This window comes from Nonomuraea sp. NPDC049637 (assembly GCF_040675235.1).
Lineage (GTDB): Bacteria > Actinomycetota > Actinomycetes > Streptosporangiales > Streptosporangiaceae > Nonomuraea.
In genome coordinates, this window is the sequence record NZ_JBFAOM010000013.1 from 201,900 (window position 1) to 218,252 (window position 16,353).

Sequence of the window (16,353 nt, forward strand, 5' to 3'; positions counted from 1 at the left end):
TTGTCTCCTACCAGGGGATCGGGCCGTTGCCGCCGAAGAAGCCGCCGGTCGGCCCGTCCGGCTCCAGGGTAGCCAGACCGACGACCACCTCCGCTGCTTCGGCCACCGTGTGGACGCCCGTGTGATGGTTCATGTCGGTGGCCGGGTTGCCCGGGTCCGCGGCGTTGATCTTGAACGTCGGCAGCGCCCGGGCGTACTGGGACACGATCATGTTGAGCGCGGTCTTGGACGAGGCATAGTCCAGGGCCAGGAAACCGTGCTCAGGGCGGGCAGGGTCGGCGGCGTTGGCCAGCGAGGCCAGAGCGCTGGACACCATGACGACGCGGGGGTGCTCCGACCTGCGGAGCAGGGGCAGGAACGTGTGTGTCACCCGTACCGGACCGAACACGTTGGCCTCGTACAACGGTCGCAGCAGGCCGGCGTGCATGTCGGCCGGATCCATGATCGGGCCGCCGACACCCGCGTTGTTGACCAGGACGTCCAGGCGGTCCGTCTGCTCGGCCACCTTCTTCACGGCGGTCGCGACGGAATCGTCGGAGGTGACGTCCAGCTCGACGAACGTGACATCGAGGCCCTGGCCAGCCAGCGAGTCCGCGGCCTGCCGGCCCCGTTCCCGATCCCGGGCGGTCAGGAACACGCGCCAGCCACGGCTCGACAACTGGCGTACCGTCTCCAGGCCCAGCCCCTTGTTCGCCCCGGTCACCAGGGCCACCGTTCTCAGGTCTGCAGTCATGACCTCCATCCTCGGGACGGGCCCCACGGCCTGCCAGGACCGGTGTGGCCTGGGACTGGCCGTACCACCCGGTCGATCCGGCTGGTACGGCATGATCGAGGGATGAACCGCGCCGAACTCGCCGAAGTGCTCCGTACAGCCCGATCACGCCTGCGCCCGCAGGACATCGGGCTGCCGGCGGGATCCCGCCGCCAGGTCGAGGGGCTGCGCCGGGAGGAGGTGGCCATGCTCGCGGGCCTGAGTGTCGACTACGTCGTACGCCTGGAACAGGGCCGCGGCCCCCGGCCGTCGAGTCAGGTCATCGCCGCCTTGGCCCAGGCGCTGAGGCTCGACGACGACGACCGCGACCTGGTGTTCCGGCTGGCCGGGTACGAGCCGCCCCACAACGGGCGCATCCAGATGGTCGTACGGCGGAGCGTTCTGCGACTCCTGGACCGCATGTCGGACCTGCCCGTACTGGTGCTGTCGGCCAAGGGCGACGTCCTGGCCTGGAACCCGCTGGCGGCGGCGTTGCAGGGCGACATGTCCGCCTGGCCCCGCCATCGGCGCAACCTCATCTGGCAGCGCTTTCTCGGCAGCAGCCGCTGCCAGGTCGCCCTGAACGCAGGCGACGACGATGCCGCGGCCCGCGCCTCGGTCGGCACCCTGCGCGCCGCTCAGGCCCGCTATCCGCGCGACCCGGACCTCGTCCGGATGATCGATGAGCTGCGTCGTGGGAGCCCCCGCTTCGACGAGCTGTGGAGGGAGGGGCGCTCCGCTGCATGGCGTGCCGCGGCAAAGAGCATCAACCATCCGGCACTCGGTACGATCACGCTCGACTGTGACACACTCCTGCTTCCTGACGACAACCAGACAGTGCTGATGTACTCCGCCGAGCCGGGCTCCTCAGAAGCGGCCGCACTTGATCTGTTGCGGGTGACGGGGCTGCAGCGGTTCTGACCCGCACTCGCACCGCCTCAGGGCCGGACGCGAGCATGACGGCGATCGGGCAGGTCGCCGGGGCCTGCGTTCCTGGGGCATGCCTTCGGATTTCTCGCTGATGAGCAGATCGCCCGGTACGGCCGCGTCGCTCAGCGGACGGCGCCGGCGAAGTTCGCCTCGACAGGGTTGGTGACGGTGGCGTTTCGCAAGTCCGCGCCCCGCAAAGTCGCTCCACTGAGAAATGTCTGATTCAGGGTGGCGAACTGCAGGTCCGCGCCGGCGAGATACGCGTCACTCAGGTCGGCACCGAAAAGCTTGGCGTAGCTCAGGTCGATCTTGTGAGAACCGTCGCGTGTGTGGTCACGGCGTCCGATGACGTTCAGCGCCGCCTGGAGGTCGGCGGGCGCCGCAGGCAGCAACCTTTCCGCGCCCACATTGCTGATCGGGGGCGGGGAGCCCCGCTTCGCGGAGTGTCCGCGAACGAACGCGGTCAGCACTCCCATGATCGCGGGCTGATCTTGCGGCGAGTCGTGCTCGATGCGTTCGAGGGCGTAGATCCCGCCAACGCGGACGTCGAGTGCACGGTTGCCGAGTTGCTCTACGGCGCGGCCGAACCGCTCGGTGGTCTGGCCCTGCTCCGCGAGTTTCAGCTGTTCGCGAGCCTGTTGCACGGAGTCGCCGGTGTAAATCAGGGCGAACCCGGCTGTGGCCGAGCTGCCCAGGGCGGCCACAGCGGTGATCATCGCGACTATCAGCGTGAGTCTCTGGGTCCGATCAGGACCCGGCGCGGAACCGCCCGCGTCTGGTTGCCCGCTCATCGCCGCCCTTCCCCTGGACGAGGTCATGCGTATGGCGCGTCAGGCGGCCTGCGCGAGGGAGCCCACAGTTCTCCTGGATGCTGGAGGTTCCGACAGCACAGCCTCGGCTGGACGTCACTCCGTCCCCATCGATAGTAAGGATCACCCTTCGACATCCCAACCCGAAGTCTTCGCCATATCCCCGAACATCCACCCATTTGGCTCAGGGGTCACGGCACCACGGCCGTTCCGTCGTGTTGGCGGCCTCTTCCCGAGCGTGGCTCCAACCGTCAGGTAGTCCCAACCCCTCAGAGGCCCGGAACTCTGTCCGGGCCTGGAATCGGGCACACCCCAGCGCTAACCCCCGGCGCTCTGAGCGGTTAGAAGCAGTCTTTTCGGGGGGTGCGTCCCGAAGCCTCGATCTCGACGGTCTTGGTCTTGGAGCTGCCGGGGGCCGTGAGGATCATCGCGATGTGCAGCTTCCCGCCGGAACCAGTGCCGCTGCCGCTGCCGCAGACCGAGCGGGCCTGCTTGGTGAGATGGTGGAAGCGGTAGACGGCCTTCTTCCAGTTCTTCTCCGGCGTCATGACCATCCACTCCTCCCCGTCGGTCTTCTCGGCCGTGCAGTGACTGACGCCCTGGCAGGGGTTGGTGTACAGCTTGGCGGACGCCTGGGCGGGGTGGGTCAGCAGCGCTCCCGTGACTGCCGCAGCCACCAGGCCCAGGGCGAAGGTCTTCATCATGTGCACTTAGATGTTCACGGCGAACTCAAGGTTCGTGCGGTCTGTGCTCAGCAGCCGGCACCCCCGACGCCCTGCCCCCCGGCTCTCCACAGATGGTCGCCGACGTGCATGAGTGGCTGACCGACACCGTGCACCGGCGACGGCTGGACGGCGAGGGCGTACACCTGGCGATCGTGGAGCAGGCCACCGGCGAGATCGTCGGCAGTGTCGGGTTGCGCGACACGGACTGGGAGGCCGGCCGTACCGAGATCGGTTACGGAATTCACACTGGTCAGCGAGGTCGCGGCTACGCGACCGAGGCCGCGCGCGGTTGGACGGTGGGCGCTCGTCAACGGTGGGATACGGCGTGTTCAGCTGCGCTCCCGCATCGACAACGCCGCTTCCCTACGGGTTGCCGAGAAGGCCGGATACCAGCGGGAGGGCACCGTGCGGGTCGCTGAGCGGGACGGGTGCGCGGCTCATGACCTGGCCGTCTTCTCGATGATCGCCACATGAGCAGCCGCAGAGGCTGAAGAAACCGCCGCTCGTGATCCGGGCGGAGCTTCACCGGCCAGCAGCGGTTTGCCCCTGCCGCGCCGGTCACAGTCGAAGGTGGAGCCAGATGTTGCACCGGTCGAGCTGGCCACGTCTCACCTGGCCAGAGTTCTGGTCACGGCCGCCTGCACGTCACGTGGCCCGATGCGGGGCGAGGTCGCGGCCGAGGAAGGCCAGCAGCCGCCGGTGGGCGGGTGCGCCTGCGGGCTGGTGAAGTTCGGGGCCGAACATTCCGGGACGGCGGAAGGCATCGAAGTCCATGCCGCGCATGGTGGCGAGCAAGTCGTCGCAGGCCTGCTGGTCCACCAGCGTTTCCTGGTCGGTGGCGATCGCCAGGTCGACGCCGTGCACCAGGACCTCGGTCAGATGGATGAGTGCGGCCATCGGCCCGGGCACTTCCCCGAATCCCAGCCGCACGGTCGTCTTCAGGGCACTCTCGCGGTGCCAGGCCGCGAGGTCGAGCCGGGCGGCTCCGAGAAAGGCGTCCTGCGGGTCGGCGCCCAGCCAGTCATCCTCGTGCTCGCCGCCGGGGCCGGTGCCGGTGAGCTCGGCGGCGAAGATGCGCATGCCGCCGACCAGGTGGTTGAGCTCGGTACGCACGTCCCATCCCGGGCAGGGTGTGGGGGCGGTGAGCTGCTCGTCGGTGATGCCCTTGACGATGGTCGCGGTCATGTGGACGGCCTGGTCGATCCGGCCGATGACGTTGGTCATCTGGTTGCTCATTTCGATAGTCGTCGTGCTCGGGCATTGATCAGGTCCAGCCCAGGTTCTCCGCTGAGGTTCACGGGTTGCCCCGGCTTCGGAAGTGAGCGGGCGAGTGTGGAGGGGACGGCAGGAAGGCGACCAGCCGGCGGACGATGTCCTTCAGCTCGTGGTGACGGCGCCAAACCGACCATGGCAGGACGAACGCCGACAGGAGTGCCGCTGGTCGACCAGGAGTCCCACAGCGCGGACCCGGACTCCCCGTTGCTCCTCGTCCGGGTGCTCCAGTTCCACCGCCGGCAGCGTCATCGCGATCGCGAAGATCGCATCGGTGAAGGGAGCCCGCCTCTCGGGAGTAAGTGGAGCGACCGCCGTAGGCGCCGTGTTCGCCGATTCCCCTGACCTCGGGGTGGGTGATGAGGGTGCTGGACCCCTTGGGGGGCGGGTGCAGGCGGGCGGGCTCGCCGTTGAAGAAGGCGTCGTTGAGGAACTTCACGGCGGGCTCCCATCACTAATCGAGACGGAACGGGACCGTCTCGATACGTCGCACCATAGTCCCGGCGCTACCCGAGACGCAACCGTTCCGTCTCGGGTAGGCTCGGTGGCATGAGTCGATCGCCAGCAGCTCGCCCGCCCGGCGGGCCCGTGCTTCAGGATGCCGTCACCGACGCGATCCGCACCGCCTTCCTGGAAGAGCTCGCCGAGGTCGGCTACGGAAGGTTGTCGCTGGAGGCCGTGGCCCGGCGGGCCGGCTCGGGCAAGGCCGCCATCTACCGGCGCTGGCCGTCCAAGGAAGCCGTGACCATCGACCTGATCGCCCAAGTCTCCATCGCCGCAACCGACACCCCCGACACCGGAAGTCTGCGCGGCGACGTCCTGGCCTTCCTGACCGCAGTCGACGCGGCGCTCCGGCATCCACTGGTGTCGCGAATTCTGCCCGACCTGTTCGCTGCAGCTGTCCACCATCCCAACATCGCCGACGCCCTGCGCGACAGGGTCGGTGGAGCTCGACGCGAGAAGGGGGTCAGCGTCCTGCGGCGGGCCGTGGAACGCGGAGAACTCGCGCCCGACACTGACTTCGAACTCGGCCTCGACCTGCTGGCGGGCCCCCTCTACTGGACCACCACCGTCCGCCAGGCCCCCGCCGACCCGGCCCGCCTGCAACGGCTCGCGGACAAGGTGGTGGCCGCCCTCGCGGCATGACGAGGTGCCATCCCAAGTGACGGAGGTATTGACGGCCGGCCCGGCTCGCACCACCCGGTAGGCGCGATCCTGCCGCTCGGCGTGCTCGGCCAGCAGGTTCGCGGGGTCGTCGGGCAGGGCGCTTGAGGTGGCGGATGACGCTCGGAAGCCCCCCAACGGCAAGGGTTCACTGACCTGGGAGAACCCCGCTGACGTCGGATTCAGCCCCCCGCGCCCTAGCACTGCATGGTGAGACGGGCTTGGTCGAAGCGGTGGGCGGCCAGGTGTTCGGGGCGGATCAGCCAGTAGAGGGCGCCGGTGTCACCCCACGTCATCTTCGCGTCGCTGTCGCTGTCGAACTGGGCAAGCAGGATCCAGCGCTCGGCTTCCCGGTCCAGGGCGGGGGTGCCCCAGGAGTGAACGCCGCCGAGCGCCGCGCTCGCCACCTCGTACTCCACCGGACCCTGCACGGGTACGGCGTGGCCGCCGATCTGGTGGTCGATGCGGGTGCGCAGCCGCCGGAAGGCCTGGACGAACGGCCGCAGCGGGGCCGGGGTCTCGCGAGGCCCGGGCCAGTGCCTGCCGTCGCCGAGCAGGGCTTCCCGGGCCTGAGGCAGCCACAGGTCGGGGGCGCTCTCCTCGACGCCTGCGGCCAGTTGCACGTACGGGTACGGTTCCAGCTCCGGGGGTGTTTCCGCCCGGAGAACCGGCGTGCCTTCCGGGACGTACAACACCTGGGCCCCGCCCCATGTCTCCGGGGCGTCGAGGGGGCCGGACGAGCCGCCGTCGTCCATGTCGTCGTGGCCGTCGCAGTAGAAGAACAGCAACGTCCCGTCCTGCGGGAAGGCCGCGGGCAGCCCGGCGTGCGGGAGCGCCGAGCACCGCACCGATGCGACGAAGGACAGCGGGCCGTGCCCCGGCCACTCGGGCCAGACGGCCCCGGTCGGCAGTTCCGGCTCCCCGCCGAGGGTGGCGACGGCCTGCTCGCCGTCCGCGGCCCGGCGCAGACGTACGCACGGACGCAGCAGCGCGGTCCACCGCTCGGCGAGGTCGGCGGGCAGATGCTCGGCGGCGAGACGGGAGTATCGCTCATCAGTCATGAGAGCCATGATGAAGCGCTTCACTGACATCCGAGCCGTTCACCTGGGCCGGCCAATGACGGTCCCGCCACTGGCCGGCCTCGGATGCGGCGATGCGGGCCGAGGTCTCGTCCGAGGGAACCCCGCGCGGCTCGGCGACTCGAAGCGCTCTGACGTCACCTCCGCCAATTGCAAACATCTCTTCGCGAACAAGTCTTTGCGAAGAGATGTTTGCGGTCTAGGCTGCCGGACATGACCGAACCCTCCGAGAGCGTGGTCGTCCTCGACGCCAAGGGCCTGCGGGCACTGGCCCACCCGGTACGGGTGCAACTCGTGGACCTGCTGCGCAAACACGGCCCGTCCACCGCCACCCGCCTGGCAGAACGCCTCGGGGTGAACTCGGGCACCGCCAGCTACCACCTGCGCAGGCTCGGCGCCGCCGGAATCGTGGCGGAGGACGCCGAGCGCGGCAACGCCCGCGAACGCTGGTGGCGCTCGGTCCACCACGTCACCCGGCTCAGCGACGACGAGCTGTCGGAGCGGGAGCCCGAGGCGGTGCTGGCCTACATGCAGTCCATCGCCGCCCTGTACGGTCTGCGAACCCAGCGGGCGCTGAACGAGCTGCCGACCATGCCGGCGGAGTGGCGGCGGGTGCTCGACCTCAGCTCCGTCACGCTGCGGATCACCCCGCAGGAGGGGCTTCGGCTGCGTGAGGAGCTGACGGAGGTCATCGACCGCTACCGCCGCGACACGCCCGGCCAGCCGGCCCCCGAAGGGGCCGCCCGGGTCTCCCTGATCACCCAGCTCCTACCCGACCTACCCGAAGCGACCGAACCGCTCAAAGCGAGCGAACAACCAGAAGCGAGCGAACAACCGGAAGCGAGCGACCTACCCGAAGCGACCGAACAACCAGAAGCGAGCGAACCATCCGAAGCGGCCGAGTCGACCGGACTGCCCGAGTCGCCAGAGTCGCCCGAGGGTGCGTGATGGGGTCGGGCGCGTCGTTACGCCCGATGGCCGGCCTGCTCGCGGCCATGGCGGTGTCGCTGACCGCGACGCGCGTGTCGGCCATCGCGTTGCCCTGGTTCGTCCTGACGACGACCGGGAGCCCGGCGCGGACCGGGATGGTGGCGTTCGCCGAGATGGCCCCGTACGTGCTGGTCAAGGCGCTGGCCGGGCCGCTGGCCGACCGGGTGGGGCCGCGCCGGATCTCCTGGATCGGGGACGTGGTGAGCGCCGCGGCGGCCGGAACCGTCGTCCTCCTGCACGCGCTCGACCTGCTGCCGCTGGGGGCGCTGATCGCCCTCGTCGCGGTGGTCGGCGCGGCCCGCGGTCCGGGCGATCTGGCCAAGGAGATCATGATCCCCGAGGCGGCCGAGCGCGGGCGGGTGCCGCTGGAGCGGGCCACCGGGCTGATGGGCGTGACCGAGCGGCTGGCCCAGACGGTGGGGCCCGCGGCGGGCGGGGCGGTGGTGGCGCTGCTCGGACCGCTGCCCGGCCTCGGCATCAGCGTCATCTGCTTCGCGCTCGGCTCGGTGATCGTGACGTGGGCGCTGCCACGCGGCATGGGGCACCGCGCTCCGGCGGAGGAGACGCAGCAGGGGTACTGGCGGCGCTTCGGCGAGGGGTTCACGTTCCTGCGTGGCGAGCCGCTGCTGCTGTCCGTGGTCGTCATGGTCGGCATCACGAACCTGCTCGACGCGGCCTTCGGCCAGGTGCTGGTGTTCGTGTGGGCCAGGGAGTCCGGCCACGGCGCCGCCGTGGTCGGACTGAACAGCAGCGTGATGGGATTGACGGCGGTCGGCGGCAGCCTGGTCGCGGCCGCCGTGGCGCACCGGATGCGGCGCAGGCCCGTCTTCTTCGTGGCGTTCCTGCTGGCCGGGCCGACCCGGTTCCTCGTCCTGGCGGTGGACGCGCCGGTGTGGGCCATGGTGGCGGTGTTCGCGGTGGGCGGGTTCGCCGGCGGGTTCCTCAACCCGATCCTCGGAGCGATCTCCTACGAGCGGGTGCCCCGGAGCCTGCTGGGCCGGGTGAACGCGCTGAAGGACTCCCTTGCCTGGGCCGGCATCCCGCTCGGCGGGCTGGCGGGCGGGGCGCTGGTGGCGGTCGCGGGGCTGACGCCGGTGCTGCTCGCCGGCGGGGCGGTCTACGCCCTCACCACGAGCCTGACGGGACTGCGGCCCGAGTGGCGGCAGATGGACCGGCTCCGCGGCCAGGGCCCGCCCGCCCCGACCGCCTCGCCGATGCCGCCGACGCCACCCGCGCCGCCGGCGCCGCCCGCGCCACCGGTCAGACGCCTGCGGCGATCTTGAGGAGCACCACGCCGCCGATGATCGCCGCGAACGAGGCGAGCTTGGCCGGCGTGATCTTCTCCTTGTAGATCAGCGCGCCGAGGACGACCGTGCCGATCGAGCCGATGCCGGTCCAGATGGTGTAGCCGACGCCGACGTCCAGGGACTTCAGGGCCAGGCTCAGGGTGAAGATGCCGCCGGCGGCCGACAGCAGGGTGAAGACGGAGGGCCACAGCCGGGTGAAGCCCTGGGTGGCGTTGGTGCCGAGCGCGAAGCCGATCTCGAAGACGATCGCGATGGAGAGATAGATCCAGGCCATGATGACGTTCCTTGGGCAGTGGTGGGCGGGTGGTCAGACTGCGGCAGGCTTGGTGGCGGCGGACCCGGTGGCGGACCCCGAGGCGGGTCCGGCGGCAGGCTCGGCCGTGGGCTTGGCGGACAGGCGGTCGGCGAGCTTGAGCCCCAGCACGCCGCCGATGATCAGGACGAAGGCCAGCCCCTTCCAGACGGTCAGCTCCTCCCCGAAGATCACCGAACCGAGCAGCACGGTGCCGACCGAGCCGATGCCCGTCCAGACGGTGTAGCCGACGCCGACGTCCAGGGTCTTCAGCGCCAGGCTCAGGAAGAAGATCCCGCCGGCCGCGGCGGCGGCGGTCAGCAGGGACGGCCACAGCTGGGTGAAGCCTTCGGTGGCGTTGGTGGCCAGGGCGAAGACGACTTCGAAGACGGCGGCGATGAGCAGGTAGATCCAGGCCATCTCAGGACCCTTCTTTATTTGCATGTACGTGCAAGCGGTTGACCGACAGAGAGAAGCTTGCATGTGCATGTATGCTTTTGTCAATCCCGCGTCCCAGAGACCGGGTCCTCAGAGAAGGAGGAGGCTTCCATGGCTCCGACGACACCGACTCCGCACCCGGCCCCCGCGCCCTCCGCGGTGTCCAGCTCCTGGAACGACGTCCTGCTGCTGCACGCCCGGGTGGAGAACGCCCTGGCCACCGCCCTCCAGCGGCGGCACGGCATCGGCCTGTCGGAGTACCGGGCGCTCGGCCATCTCGCCACCTCGGACGCCGGTGAGCTGCGCATGCAGGAGCTGGCCGACCGGATCGGGCTCAACCAGAGCTCCGTGACCCGCCTGGTGACCCGGCTGAACACGGCGGACCTCACGTACCGGGACCTGTGCCCGGACGACAAGCGCGGGGTCTACACCGTCATCACCGACGCGGGCCGGGCCCGCTACACCGAGGCGAACGTCACCTACGAGGCGACGCTGAGGACCGCCCTGGAGGAAGCCGCCCAGGCCGACCCGCGGCTGGCCGCGGCGCTGCCGGCCCTGGGGCTGCTCGACCGGTGACCCCGGCCATCCCTGTTGTCCCGAATATCGAGGAGTTGAACATGCGTGCTGTGCGGATCACCCGCTTCGGCGGCCCGGACGTCCTGACGGTCGCCGAGGCGCCGCCGTCCCGGGCCCGGGACGGCGAGGTGCTGGTGCGGGTCGTCGCCTCCGCCTTGAACCCGGTTGACGACAAGACCCGTGAAGGGGCCATCGGAGCGGGCAGCCCTCCCCTGCCGACGATCCTGGGATGGGAATTGGCGGGTGTCGTCGTGGACAGCCGGGACGAGGCCTTGCCCGTGGGTGAGCGGGTCTTCGGCATGTCCCACCAGCTCGGCACGGGCCGGGGGACGTGGGCCGACCTCGTGGCCATGCCGGTCGGCTCGCTGGCCGTGGCGCCGTCAGCGGTCAGCCTGGTGGAGGCGGCGACGCTGCCGTTGCCGGGGCTCACCGCCCTGCAGACGCTCGACTGGCTGGACGTCCGGGCGGGCGAGCGGTTGCTGGTGGCGGGCGCGGCCGGCGCGGTGGGCGGGCTGGCCGTCCAGCTGGCGCGGGCGCGCGGCGTCCGGGTGGACGCCCTGGTCTCCAGACCGGCGCAGACGGAGGCGGCCACGGACCTGGGGGCCGAACGGGTCACGACCGACCCCGCCGACCTGCCGGCGGGGGCCTACGACGCCGTCTTCGACACCTTCGGGGCCTTCGCCGTCGAGGCCGTGGCCGACGGAGGCCGCTACGCCTCCGTCGCCACCCAGGCCGGGCCGGTGCCCGACCTGTCCCGTCGATCGGTCCGCACCACCGTCAACCAGGTGCGCGAGGATGGCCCCGGCCTCGCCGAGCTGGCCAAGGCCGTCGACGCGGGCCAGGTCAGGGCCCGGGTCGAGGCCCAGTACGGCCTGCGGGACGTACGGGCGGCCCACGAGCACTTCCGGCGCGGCCGGCTGAGCGGCAAGATCGCCCTGATGTTCTGAGGCCGGCGGCGCTCAGATCATGCGTCGCAGCGCGGTCTCCACGGCGTCGATCAGCGCATCGCCCTCGCTCGCCGGATGCCGGGCCAGGCCGAGCTCGACGTCGGGCAGGGCGGGCAGGGCGCCCGGGTCGTGACAGGCCATGTCGGGTTCGAGGTTGCCGGGCATGAGCGCGGCGACCCCGAGCCCGGCCCGCAGCGCCGCGAGCACGCCGGCCAGGCTGTTGCTCTCGAACACCGGCCGCCATCTGCGGCCGGTGCGGTCGAGCGTCTCCACCACCGAGGTACGCCACGCGCACGTCCCGGTGAACAGCACCACCGGCAGCGGGTCGGCGGCCGGGTCGACGCCCTGGCCGACCGCCCACACCAGCGGACGCCGCACGGTCCAGCGCGGCGGCGCGGGAAGGTCGGTCGCCTCGTCGAGCACGAGTTGCACGCGGCCCGCGTGGTAGGCCTCCCGGATCGTGACGCCGGAGAGGCTCAGCACCTCCAGCGTCGCGCCGGGGTGCAGCCGGGCCAGGTCGGCGAGCGCCTGCGGCAGCTGCGCCGCGGCCAGGTCCTCCAGCAGCCCGACCCCGCAGCGGCCGGTGAGCGCGCGCCCGGTCGCGGTGAGCGCCTGCGCGGAGAGCGACAGGATGCGCTCGGCGTAGGGCAGCAGCTCCTCCCCCGCCCTCGTCAGGGACACGCCGGACGGCGACCGGTGGAGCAGCGGGCGGCCGACCGCGCTCTCCAGCTTGCGCAACTGCTGGCTGAGCGCGGGCTGGGTGTGCCCGAGCGCGGTCGCGGCGCGGCTGATGCTGCCGGCCCGCACGGCCGTGACGAACGACCGCAGCAACGCCGTCTCCAGATCCTTGGCCATAAGCATCCATTATGCCGGGTCCAACAAAACAACGTCTTCCTATGGCTTTCGCGGTGACCTAGCGTCGCCCGGGTGACCGGATACCGACAGGTTCTCGCCGTGCGGGGGATGGCGGCGCTGCTGGGCGTCTCGCTGCTCGCCCGTGCCGCGATCACCGCCGACGTGACCGCGCTGACCATGTACGTGGTGCTGCGCCTGGACCTGGGCTACGTGGCGGCGGGCGGCGTCGCGGCGGCCCTGACCGCCGGGGTGGCGCTGGGCGGGCCGCTGCTGGGCCGCGTGACGGACCGGCGGGGGCTGCGCGCCGTGCTCACGATCACCGTCGCGTCGCAGGCGGTGTTCTGGGCGAGCGTGCCCGTCCTGCCGTACGCGGTGCTGCTGGGCGCCTCCTTCGCGGCGGGGCTGCTGATGGTGCCGGTCCAGGCGGTGACCCGGCAGGCGATCGCGGCGATGACGACGCCGGGGCAGCGGCGGGCCGCGTTCGCGCTGGAGTCGGTGCAGGGCGAGCTGGCGTACCTGGTGGGGCCGGCGCTGGTGATCCTCTGCGCGGCGGAGCTGTCCCCCCAGGCCGTGGCGTGGGGGCTCGGGGCGGTCATCGTGGCCGGCGGCATCGGGATCGCCCTGCTCGATCCGCCGCTGCGGGCCGAGGGCGAGGTGGCGACCGGTTCGCCCGTCCGTCCGGCGCGCCGGGAGTGGCTGGACCGCCGGATGGTCGCCGTGCTGGCGATGGGGTTCGGCGCCACGGCCCTGCTCAGCGGCATCGACCTGGCCATCGTGGCCACGCTCAAGGAGGCCGGCCAGGTGTCCTGGGCCGCCGTGGTCGTGGCCGTGTTCGGCGTGACCTCCGTCGCCGGCGGGCTGGTCTACGGCGCGACGCGCCGTCCGATGCCGACGTGGCTGCTGCTCGGCCTGCTCGGACTGCTGACGATCCCCGCCGGGCTGGCCCACGACTGGCGCTGGTTGTGCCTGGCCGTCGTCGGCGCCGGGCTGCTCACCGCGCCGACCCTGTCCACGGTGGCCGACGCGGTGAGCCGGCTGGCCCCGGCGGGCGTGCGGGGCGAGGCCACGGGCCTGCAGGCGTCGGCGGCGAGCGCGGGCTTCGCGCTCGGCTCGCCGATCGCGGGGCTGGCGATCGACGCCGCGCTGCCGGGCGGCGGCTTCGCGGCCGCCGGGCTGGCGGGCCTGGCCGCGGCCCTCGCCGGGCACCTGCTGTCCCGCTCCCGGCGGGCGGACGACCGCCCGCCGGGCCGGCGGCCTCGACCTACATCAGCAGAAAGGAGAAGTCCTGTCTCGTCCTCCGATTCGGTGGGATGTCGATCTTGATGCGACGGGCGACCTCGTCCCGGCCGGCGCCCAGCCCGAGGCTGATCAGCCGTTCGGGACGCAGCGGGACGGGATCGTCGAAGGCGACCGTGATCCGGACGGGCCACGGACTCTCCGGAACGGGCGGCGCGTCGAGCTCCCAGCACCCGTCCCAGTCGAACGTGTACCGGTTCCGGCGGGCGGTCGCCGGGTCGAGCAGGGCCCGCGCCACGAGGGACGGCGAGTTGCCCGAGTACCCGGCCAGCAGGCCGGCGTCCAGCGAGCGCACCGGAACCCGGTCGTGCACGGTGAGCTTGCCCGTCCGGTCACAGGCCACGCAGTTGACCAGGAGCCAGACGTCGAGCAGCTTGCCGTTGGCGTTGACGCGGAACCGGCCGTCACCGACGGTGGCCCGCCCGGACGGACAGGCCACGCACCGCAGGACGAGCAGGGGCAGGCGGGTGCGCCGCACCACCCAGGGCAGCACGATATGAGGATGTGAAGACATGATCTCTCTGAAGACCTGACGAAGAGCACGGGAAACAGAGCCGACGGCGTCCGTCGGCGACCGATGCGCAGGAAGGTGTCAGGTCTAGAGAGCAGGCGGCGTCATGCGCGCGAAGTCCTCACTGAGGGTGGGTCAGGGGGCGGCGCTCAGAGCGAGCGGGAGCGCCATGATCGGCACCCTACCCGTCGCCGGCCGCCGCCCTCCAATGAATAACGGCCCGCCGGCGACGTGCGGCCCCGGCATCCGCGGCGATCACTTTGCAGTGGCTTGATCACCATCGTTCCGTCTCGGGGTACGGGAGCTGATACACCCTGTAAGGGAGGGGGCGGGCGATGACCGTGAGGATGGCATGGGTCTGCGCGCTGCTGGCCGTGGTCGCCGCGGTGGTCCCGCCGGCGCTGAGCACGAAGCGCGTCAAGGAGCCGTCCGCCGCCCGCGCCGACCTGTCGGCCGTGCCGTTCGGGGTGTTCCTCGCCTCCGACTGGCGCGGGCCGCACCTGCTGGGCGCGTTCGAGTCCTGGCTGGGGGCGGAGGTCCGGGTGGGGCGGACGTACGTGCCGGGCGAGGCGTGGAACGCGCTGGGCGGGCCGGACTTCGTCCTGCAGCCGTGGATGCGGTGGCGGGCGGCCAAGCCGGGACGCATGCTGGTGCTCAACGTGCCGATGGTCATGCCGAACGAGGGCGGCCTGCCGGACGAGGCGGTGGCGGTGCTGCTGAACGCCGGCGCGGACGGCGCGTTCGACCCGTACTTCGACCGGCTGGCCCGGACGCTGGTGGCCGGACGCGCGCCGGACACGGTGATCGTCCCGGGCTGGGAGATGAACGGCCTGACCTACTCCAGCCGCTGCTCGGCCGATCCGCAGGCGTGGCAGGCGTACTGGCGGCGGATCGTCGCCGTGATGCGGGCGGTGCCCGGACAACGTTTCCGCTTCGACTTCAGCCCCAACCGGGGCCCGGACGCCATCGGCTGGACCGACTGCTACCCCGGCGACGACGTGGTCGACATCATCGGCATGGACAGCTACGACCAGGGCCCCGGCGACCGGTTCGCCGACTACGTCGACCAGCCGTTCGGGCTGGCGGCGCAGGCCGACTTCGCCGCCGCGCACCGCAAGCCGATCTCCTTCCCCGAGTGGGGGCTGTTCCGGTACGGGGACCGGCCGGAGTTCGTGCGCGACATGCTCGACTGGATCGCCCGGCACGACGTGGCCTACCACTCGATCGTGGACTACTGCCCGCACGGCGTCTGGCAGTGCCCGGCCAACCCGCGGTCGTCGCGGGTGTTCCGGCAGCTCATGCGCGACCCCGGCTTCCGGCGCGGCCCGTCGGCGCCGCCGACCACCCCGCCCGCCCCGACGTCCCCAGCCCCCTCCCCCGCGCCGAGCGGGTCCGCGCCGGGCGGGAGCGGGTCGCCGGCGCCTCAGCCGCGCCCGGCCGTCACCGACGCGCCCACGGCGGCACCGCCCGCGGCCTGACCCGGCCGGGCCAGGCGCAGCGTGTGCGCCGCCAGCCGGTCGAGGGTGACGCCGAGGTCGAACTCCGCAGCCCGCGGCGGCGCCGCCCGTTCCTCCGCGCGCCGCACGGCCGGGTCGGTCAGCCGGGCCACGATCGCCGCGGCCAGCGCCCGCGGGTCCTGCGGCTCGACGAGCGCTCCGGTGGCCGGGGTGACCACCTCCGTGAGACCGGGGACGGCGGCCGCCACCACGGACCGCCCGCAGGCCATGGCCTCCAGCACGGTCAGCGGCAGCCCTTCCCAGCGGGAGGGCAGCACGACCAGGTCGGCGGCGGCGTACCAGGGCCGCGGATCGGCGCTGGCCCCCGGCATGAGGACGCCGGACGGCGCGCCCCGGCGCAGACGGGCGAAGTCGTCCCCGTCGCCGACGAGTGCCAGGCAGGCGTCCGGCACCCGGGCCGCGACCTGCCGCCAGGACTCCACCAGCAGGTCCTGGCCCTTCTGCCGGGTGATCCGGCCGACGCACACGACCAACGACCCGTGCGGGGACAGGCCGAGCCCCCGGCGGGCGGCGGCGCGCTCGTCCGGCGTGGCCGGACGGAAGCGGGCCAGGTCCACGCCGTTGCGGACGACGGCCAGCGGGCCGCGCACGCCCGAGTCCCCGGCCTGCCGGTGCTCGCCCTCGCCGACGCAGAGCACCAGATCCGTCCACCGGGTGGCGGCGCGTTCCCAGGAGGCGGCCGCGGCAGCCAGCGTGCCCCGGCCGGCCAGCCAGGACCAGCCGTGCGGCTGGAACAGCGTCGGCACGCGGCCACGCAACACCACCCGGCCGACCAGCCCGGCCTTGGAGGAGTGCAGATGCACCACGTCGGGACGGAACCGGCGCACGATCCGGCCCAGGACCGCGGCGGCGGCCAGATCGGCCGGATGCGGCGCCCGTACGGCGGGCCAGGGC

18 protein-coding genes and 1 pseudogene are annotated in these 16,353 nt (G+C 72.0%); 9 read left to right on the forward strand and 10 right to left on the reverse strand.

Features of this window, described 5'->3' with window-relative positions; all coding sequences use genetic code 11:
• Positions 1-7 precede the first annotated feature (7 nt).
• Positions 8-733: an SDR family oxidoreductase gene (locus tag AB0J71_RS20505; RefSeq protein ID WP_352327342.1), complete on the reverse strand. Its 726-nt coding sequence runs from the start codon at positions 731-733 to the stop codon at positions 8-10.
• 102 nt (positions 734-835) lie between these two features.
• On the opposite strand from AB0J71_RS20505, the gene AB0J71_RS20510 reads away from it, so the two are divergent.
• Complete coding sequence (locus AB0J71_RS20510; RefSeq protein ID WP_352327343.1) at positions 836-1,672, forward strand: helix-turn-helix transcriptional regulator; 837 nt, start codon at positions 836-838, stop codon at positions 1,670-1,672.
• Between the two features lie 131 nt (positions 1,673-1,803).
• On the opposite strand, the gene AB0J71_RS20515 is transcribed toward AB0J71_RS20510, so the two are convergent.
• Together AB0J71_RS20515 and AB0J71_RS20520 are read right to left on the reverse strand one after the other, a co-directional pair.
• Positions 1,804-2,397, reverse strand: coding sequence for a pentapeptide repeat-containing protein (locus AB0J71_RS20515; protein WP_352327344.1), 594 nt, complete (start codon positions 2,395-2,397; stop codon positions 1,804-1,806).
• A gap of 434 nt (positions 2,398-2,831) precedes the next feature.
• Positions 2,832-3,194, reverse strand: a complete 363-nt coding sequence (locus tag AB0J71_RS20520) for a hypothetical protein (RefSeq protein WP_352327345.1) — start codon at positions 3,192-3,194, stop codon at positions 2,832-2,834.
• A gap of 92 nt (positions 3,195-3,286) precedes the next feature.
• Here AB0J71_RS20520 and AB0J71_RS20525 point away from each other — a divergent pair, with 92 nt between their 5' ends.
• A complete protein-coding gene (locus AB0J71_RS20525) occupies positions 3,287-3,634 on the forward strand; it encodes a GNAT family N-acetyltransferase (RefSeq protein ID WP_352327346.1) in 348 nt (115 codons plus the stop codon).
• 226 nt (positions 3,635-3,860) lie between these two features.
• On the opposite strand, the gene AB0J71_RS20530 is transcribed toward AB0J71_RS20525, so the two are convergent.
• The gene (locus tag AB0J71_RS20530; RefSeq protein WP_364415491.1) at positions 3,861-4,439 is read right to left on the reverse strand and encodes a TIGR03086 family metal-binding protein; all 579 of its coding nucleotides are present in this window, start codon (positions 4,437-4,439) and stop codon (positions 3,861-3,863) included.
• A 597-nt stretch (positions 4,440-5,036) separates the two neighbouring features.
• Here AB0J71_RS20530 and AB0J71_RS20535 point away from each other — a divergent pair.
• Entirely contained in the window at positions 5,037-5,633 is a 597-nt protein-coding gene (locus AB0J71_RS20535) for a TetR/AcrR family transcriptional regulator (RefSeq protein ID WP_352327348.1), read from the forward strand.
• A 215-nt stretch (positions 5,634-5,848) separates the two neighbouring features.
• On the opposite strand, the gene AB0J71_RS20540 is transcribed toward AB0J71_RS20535, so the two are convergent.
• Positions 5,849-6,712 carry a YwqG family protein gene (locus AB0J71_RS20540; RefSeq protein ID WP_364415493.1) on the reverse strand — a complete coding sequence of 288 codons (864 nt, stop codon included), beginning with the start codon at positions 6,710-6,712 and terminating at the stop codon, positions 5,849-5,851.
• Between the two features lie 231 nt (positions 6,713-6,943).
• Here AB0J71_RS20540 and AB0J71_RS20545 point away from each other — a divergent pair, with 231 nt between their 5' ends.
• Together AB0J71_RS20545 and AB0J71_RS20550 are read left to right on the forward strand one after the other, a co-directional pair.
• Positions 6,944-7,678 (forward strand): helix-turn-helix domain-containing protein, encoded by a 735-nt coding sequence (locus tag AB0J71_RS20545; protein ID WP_364415495.1) that lies wholly within the window; start codon positions 6,944-6,946, stop codon positions 7,676-7,678.
• The gene (locus AB0J71_RS20550; RefSeq protein ID WP_352330782.1) at positions 7,678-9,003 is read left to right on the forward strand and encodes an MFS transporter; all 1,326 of its coding nucleotides are present in this window, start codon (positions 7,678-7,680) and stop codon (positions 9,001-9,003) included. Before AB0J71_RS20545 ends, AB0J71_RS20550 begins: the two co-directional genes overlap by 1 nt.
• On the opposite strand, the gene AB0J71_RS20555 is transcribed toward AB0J71_RS20550, so the two are convergent.
• Both AB0J71_RS20555 and AB0J71_RS20560 read right to left on the reverse strand, forming a co-directional pair.
• On the reverse strand, positions 8,981-9,301 hold the full coding sequence (locus tag AB0J71_RS20555; protein ID WP_352330784.1) for a multidrug efflux SMR transporter: 321 nt from the start codon (positions 9,299-9,301) through the stop codon (positions 8,981-8,983). The two genes, AB0J71_RS20550 and AB0J71_RS20555, sit on opposite strands and share 23 nt — an antisense overlap.
• A gap of 135 nt (positions 9,302-9,436) precedes the next feature.
• A pseudogene (locus tag AB0J71_RS20560) lies at positions 9,437-9,739 on the reverse strand (multidrug efflux SMR transporter); the annotation flags it as partial.
• Between the two features lie 129 nt (positions 9,740-9,868).
• Between AB0J71_RS20560 and AB0J71_RS20565 the strand changes: the two are divergent.
• Positions 9,869-10,333 (forward strand): MarR family transcriptional regulator, encoded by a 465-nt coding sequence (locus tag AB0J71_RS20565; RefSeq protein WP_364415498.1) that lies wholly within the window; start codon positions 9,869-9,871, stop codon positions 10,331-10,333.
• Positions 10,334-10,374: 41 nt separating this feature from the next.
• Positions 10,375-11,280: an NADP-dependent oxidoreductase gene (locus AB0J71_RS20570; RefSeq protein ID WP_364415500.1), complete on the forward strand. Its 906-nt coding sequence runs from the start codon at positions 10,375-10,377 to the stop codon at positions 11,278-11,280.
• A gap of 12 nt (positions 11,281-11,292) precedes the next feature.
• On the opposite strand, the gene AB0J71_RS20575 is transcribed toward AB0J71_RS20570, so the two are convergent.
• Positions 11,293-12,135, reverse strand: coding sequence for a LysR family transcriptional regulator (locus tag AB0J71_RS20575; RefSeq protein WP_364390244.1), 843 nt, complete (start codon positions 12,133-12,135; stop codon positions 11,293-11,295).
• Between the two features lie 72 nt (positions 12,136-12,207).
• On the opposite strand from AB0J71_RS20575, the gene AB0J71_RS20580 reads away from it, so the two are divergent.
• A complete protein-coding gene (locus AB0J71_RS20580; protein WP_364415503.1) occupies positions 12,208-13,458 on the forward strand; it encodes an MFS transporter in 1,251 nt (416 codons plus the stop codon).
• On the opposite strand, the gene AB0J71_RS20585 is transcribed toward AB0J71_RS20580, so the two are convergent.
• Positions 13,397-13,924: a DUF1062 domain-containing protein gene (locus AB0J71_RS20585; RefSeq protein ID WP_352330804.1), complete on the reverse strand. Its 528-nt coding sequence runs from the start codon at positions 13,922-13,924 to the stop codon at positions 13,397-13,399. The genes AB0J71_RS20580 and AB0J71_RS20585 overlap by 62 nt on opposite strands.
• A gap of 353 nt (positions 13,925-14,277) precedes the next feature.
• On the opposite strand from AB0J71_RS20585, the gene AB0J71_RS20590 reads away from it, so the two are divergent.
• The gene (locus AB0J71_RS20590; protein WP_364415506.1) at positions 14,278-15,420 is read left to right on the forward strand and encodes a glycosyl hydrolase; all 1,143 of its coding nucleotides are present in this window, start codon (positions 14,278-14,280) and stop codon (positions 15,418-15,420) included.
• Here AB0J71_RS20590 and AB0J71_RS20595 read toward each other — a convergent pair.
• On the reverse strand, positions 15,366-16,353 hold a 988-nt coding region (locus AB0J71_RS20595; protein ID WP_364415508.1), incomplete at its 5' end, for a glycosyltransferase. The two genes, AB0J71_RS20590 and AB0J71_RS20595, sit on opposite strands and share 55 nt — an antisense overlap.

Excerpts from the sequence above, each read along its gene's own strand:
- AB0J71_RS20505 (WP_352327342.1), bottom strand. The coding sequence starts at position 733 with ATGACTGCAGACCTGAGAACGGTGGCCCTGGTGACCGGGGCGAACAAG.
- AB0J71_RS20510 (WP_352327343.1), top strand. The coding sequence starts at position 836 with ATGAACCGCGCCGAACTCGCCGAAGTGCTCCGTACAGCCCGATCACGC.
- AB0J71_RS20515 (WP_352327344.1), bottom strand. The coding sequence starts at position 2,397 with ATGATCACCGCTGTGGCCGCCCTGGGCAGCTCGGCCACAGCCGGGTTC.
- AB0J71_RS20520 (WP_352327345.1), bottom strand. The coding sequence starts at position 3,194 with ATGATGAAGACCTTCGCCCTGGGCCTGGTGGCTGCGGCAGTCACGGGA.
- AB0J71_RS20525 (WP_352327346.1), top strand. The coding sequence starts at position 3,287 with ATGGTCGCCGACGTGCATGAGTGGCTGACCGACACCGTGCACCGGCGA.
- AB0J71_RS20530 (WP_364415491.1), bottom strand. The coding sequence starts at position 4,439 with ATGACCAACGTCATCGGCCGGATCGACCAGGCCGTCCACATGACCGCG.
- AB0J71_RS20535 (WP_352327348.1), top strand. The coding sequence starts at position 5,037 with ATGAGTCGATCGCCAGCAGCTCGCCCGCCCGGCGGGCCCGTGCTTCAG.
- AB0J71_RS20540 (WP_364415493.1), bottom strand. The coding sequence starts at position 6,712 with ATGACTGATGAGCGATACTCCCGTCTCGCCGCCGAGCATCTGCCCGCC.
- AB0J71_RS20545 (WP_364415495.1), top strand. The coding sequence starts at position 6,944 with ATGACCGAACCCTCCGAGAGCGTGGTCGTCCTCGACGCCAAGGGCCTG.
- AB0J71_RS20550 (WP_352330782.1), top strand. The coding sequence starts at position 7,678 with ATGGGGTCGGGCGCGTCGTTACGCCCGATGGCCGGCCTGCTCGCGGCC.
- AB0J71_RS20555 (WP_352330784.1), bottom strand. The coding sequence starts at position 9,301 with ATGGCCTGGATCTATCTCTCCATCGCGATCGTCTTCGAGATCGGCTTC.
- AB0J71_RS20565 (WP_364415498.1), top strand. The coding sequence starts at position 9,869 with ATGGCTCCGACGACACCGACTCCGCACCCGGCCCCCGCGCCCTCCGCG.
- AB0J71_RS20570 (WP_364415500.1), top strand. The coding sequence starts at position 10,375 with ATGCGTGCTGTGCGGATCACCCGCTTCGGCGGCCCGGACGTCCTGACG.
- AB0J71_RS20575 (WP_364390244.1), bottom strand. The coding sequence starts at position 12,135 with ATGGCCAAGGATCTGGAGACGGCGTTGCTGCGGTCGTTCGTCACGGCC.
- AB0J71_RS20590 (WP_364415506.1), top strand. The coding sequence starts at position 14,278 with ATGACCGTGAGGATGGCATGGGTCTGCGCGCTGCTGGCCGTGGTCGCC.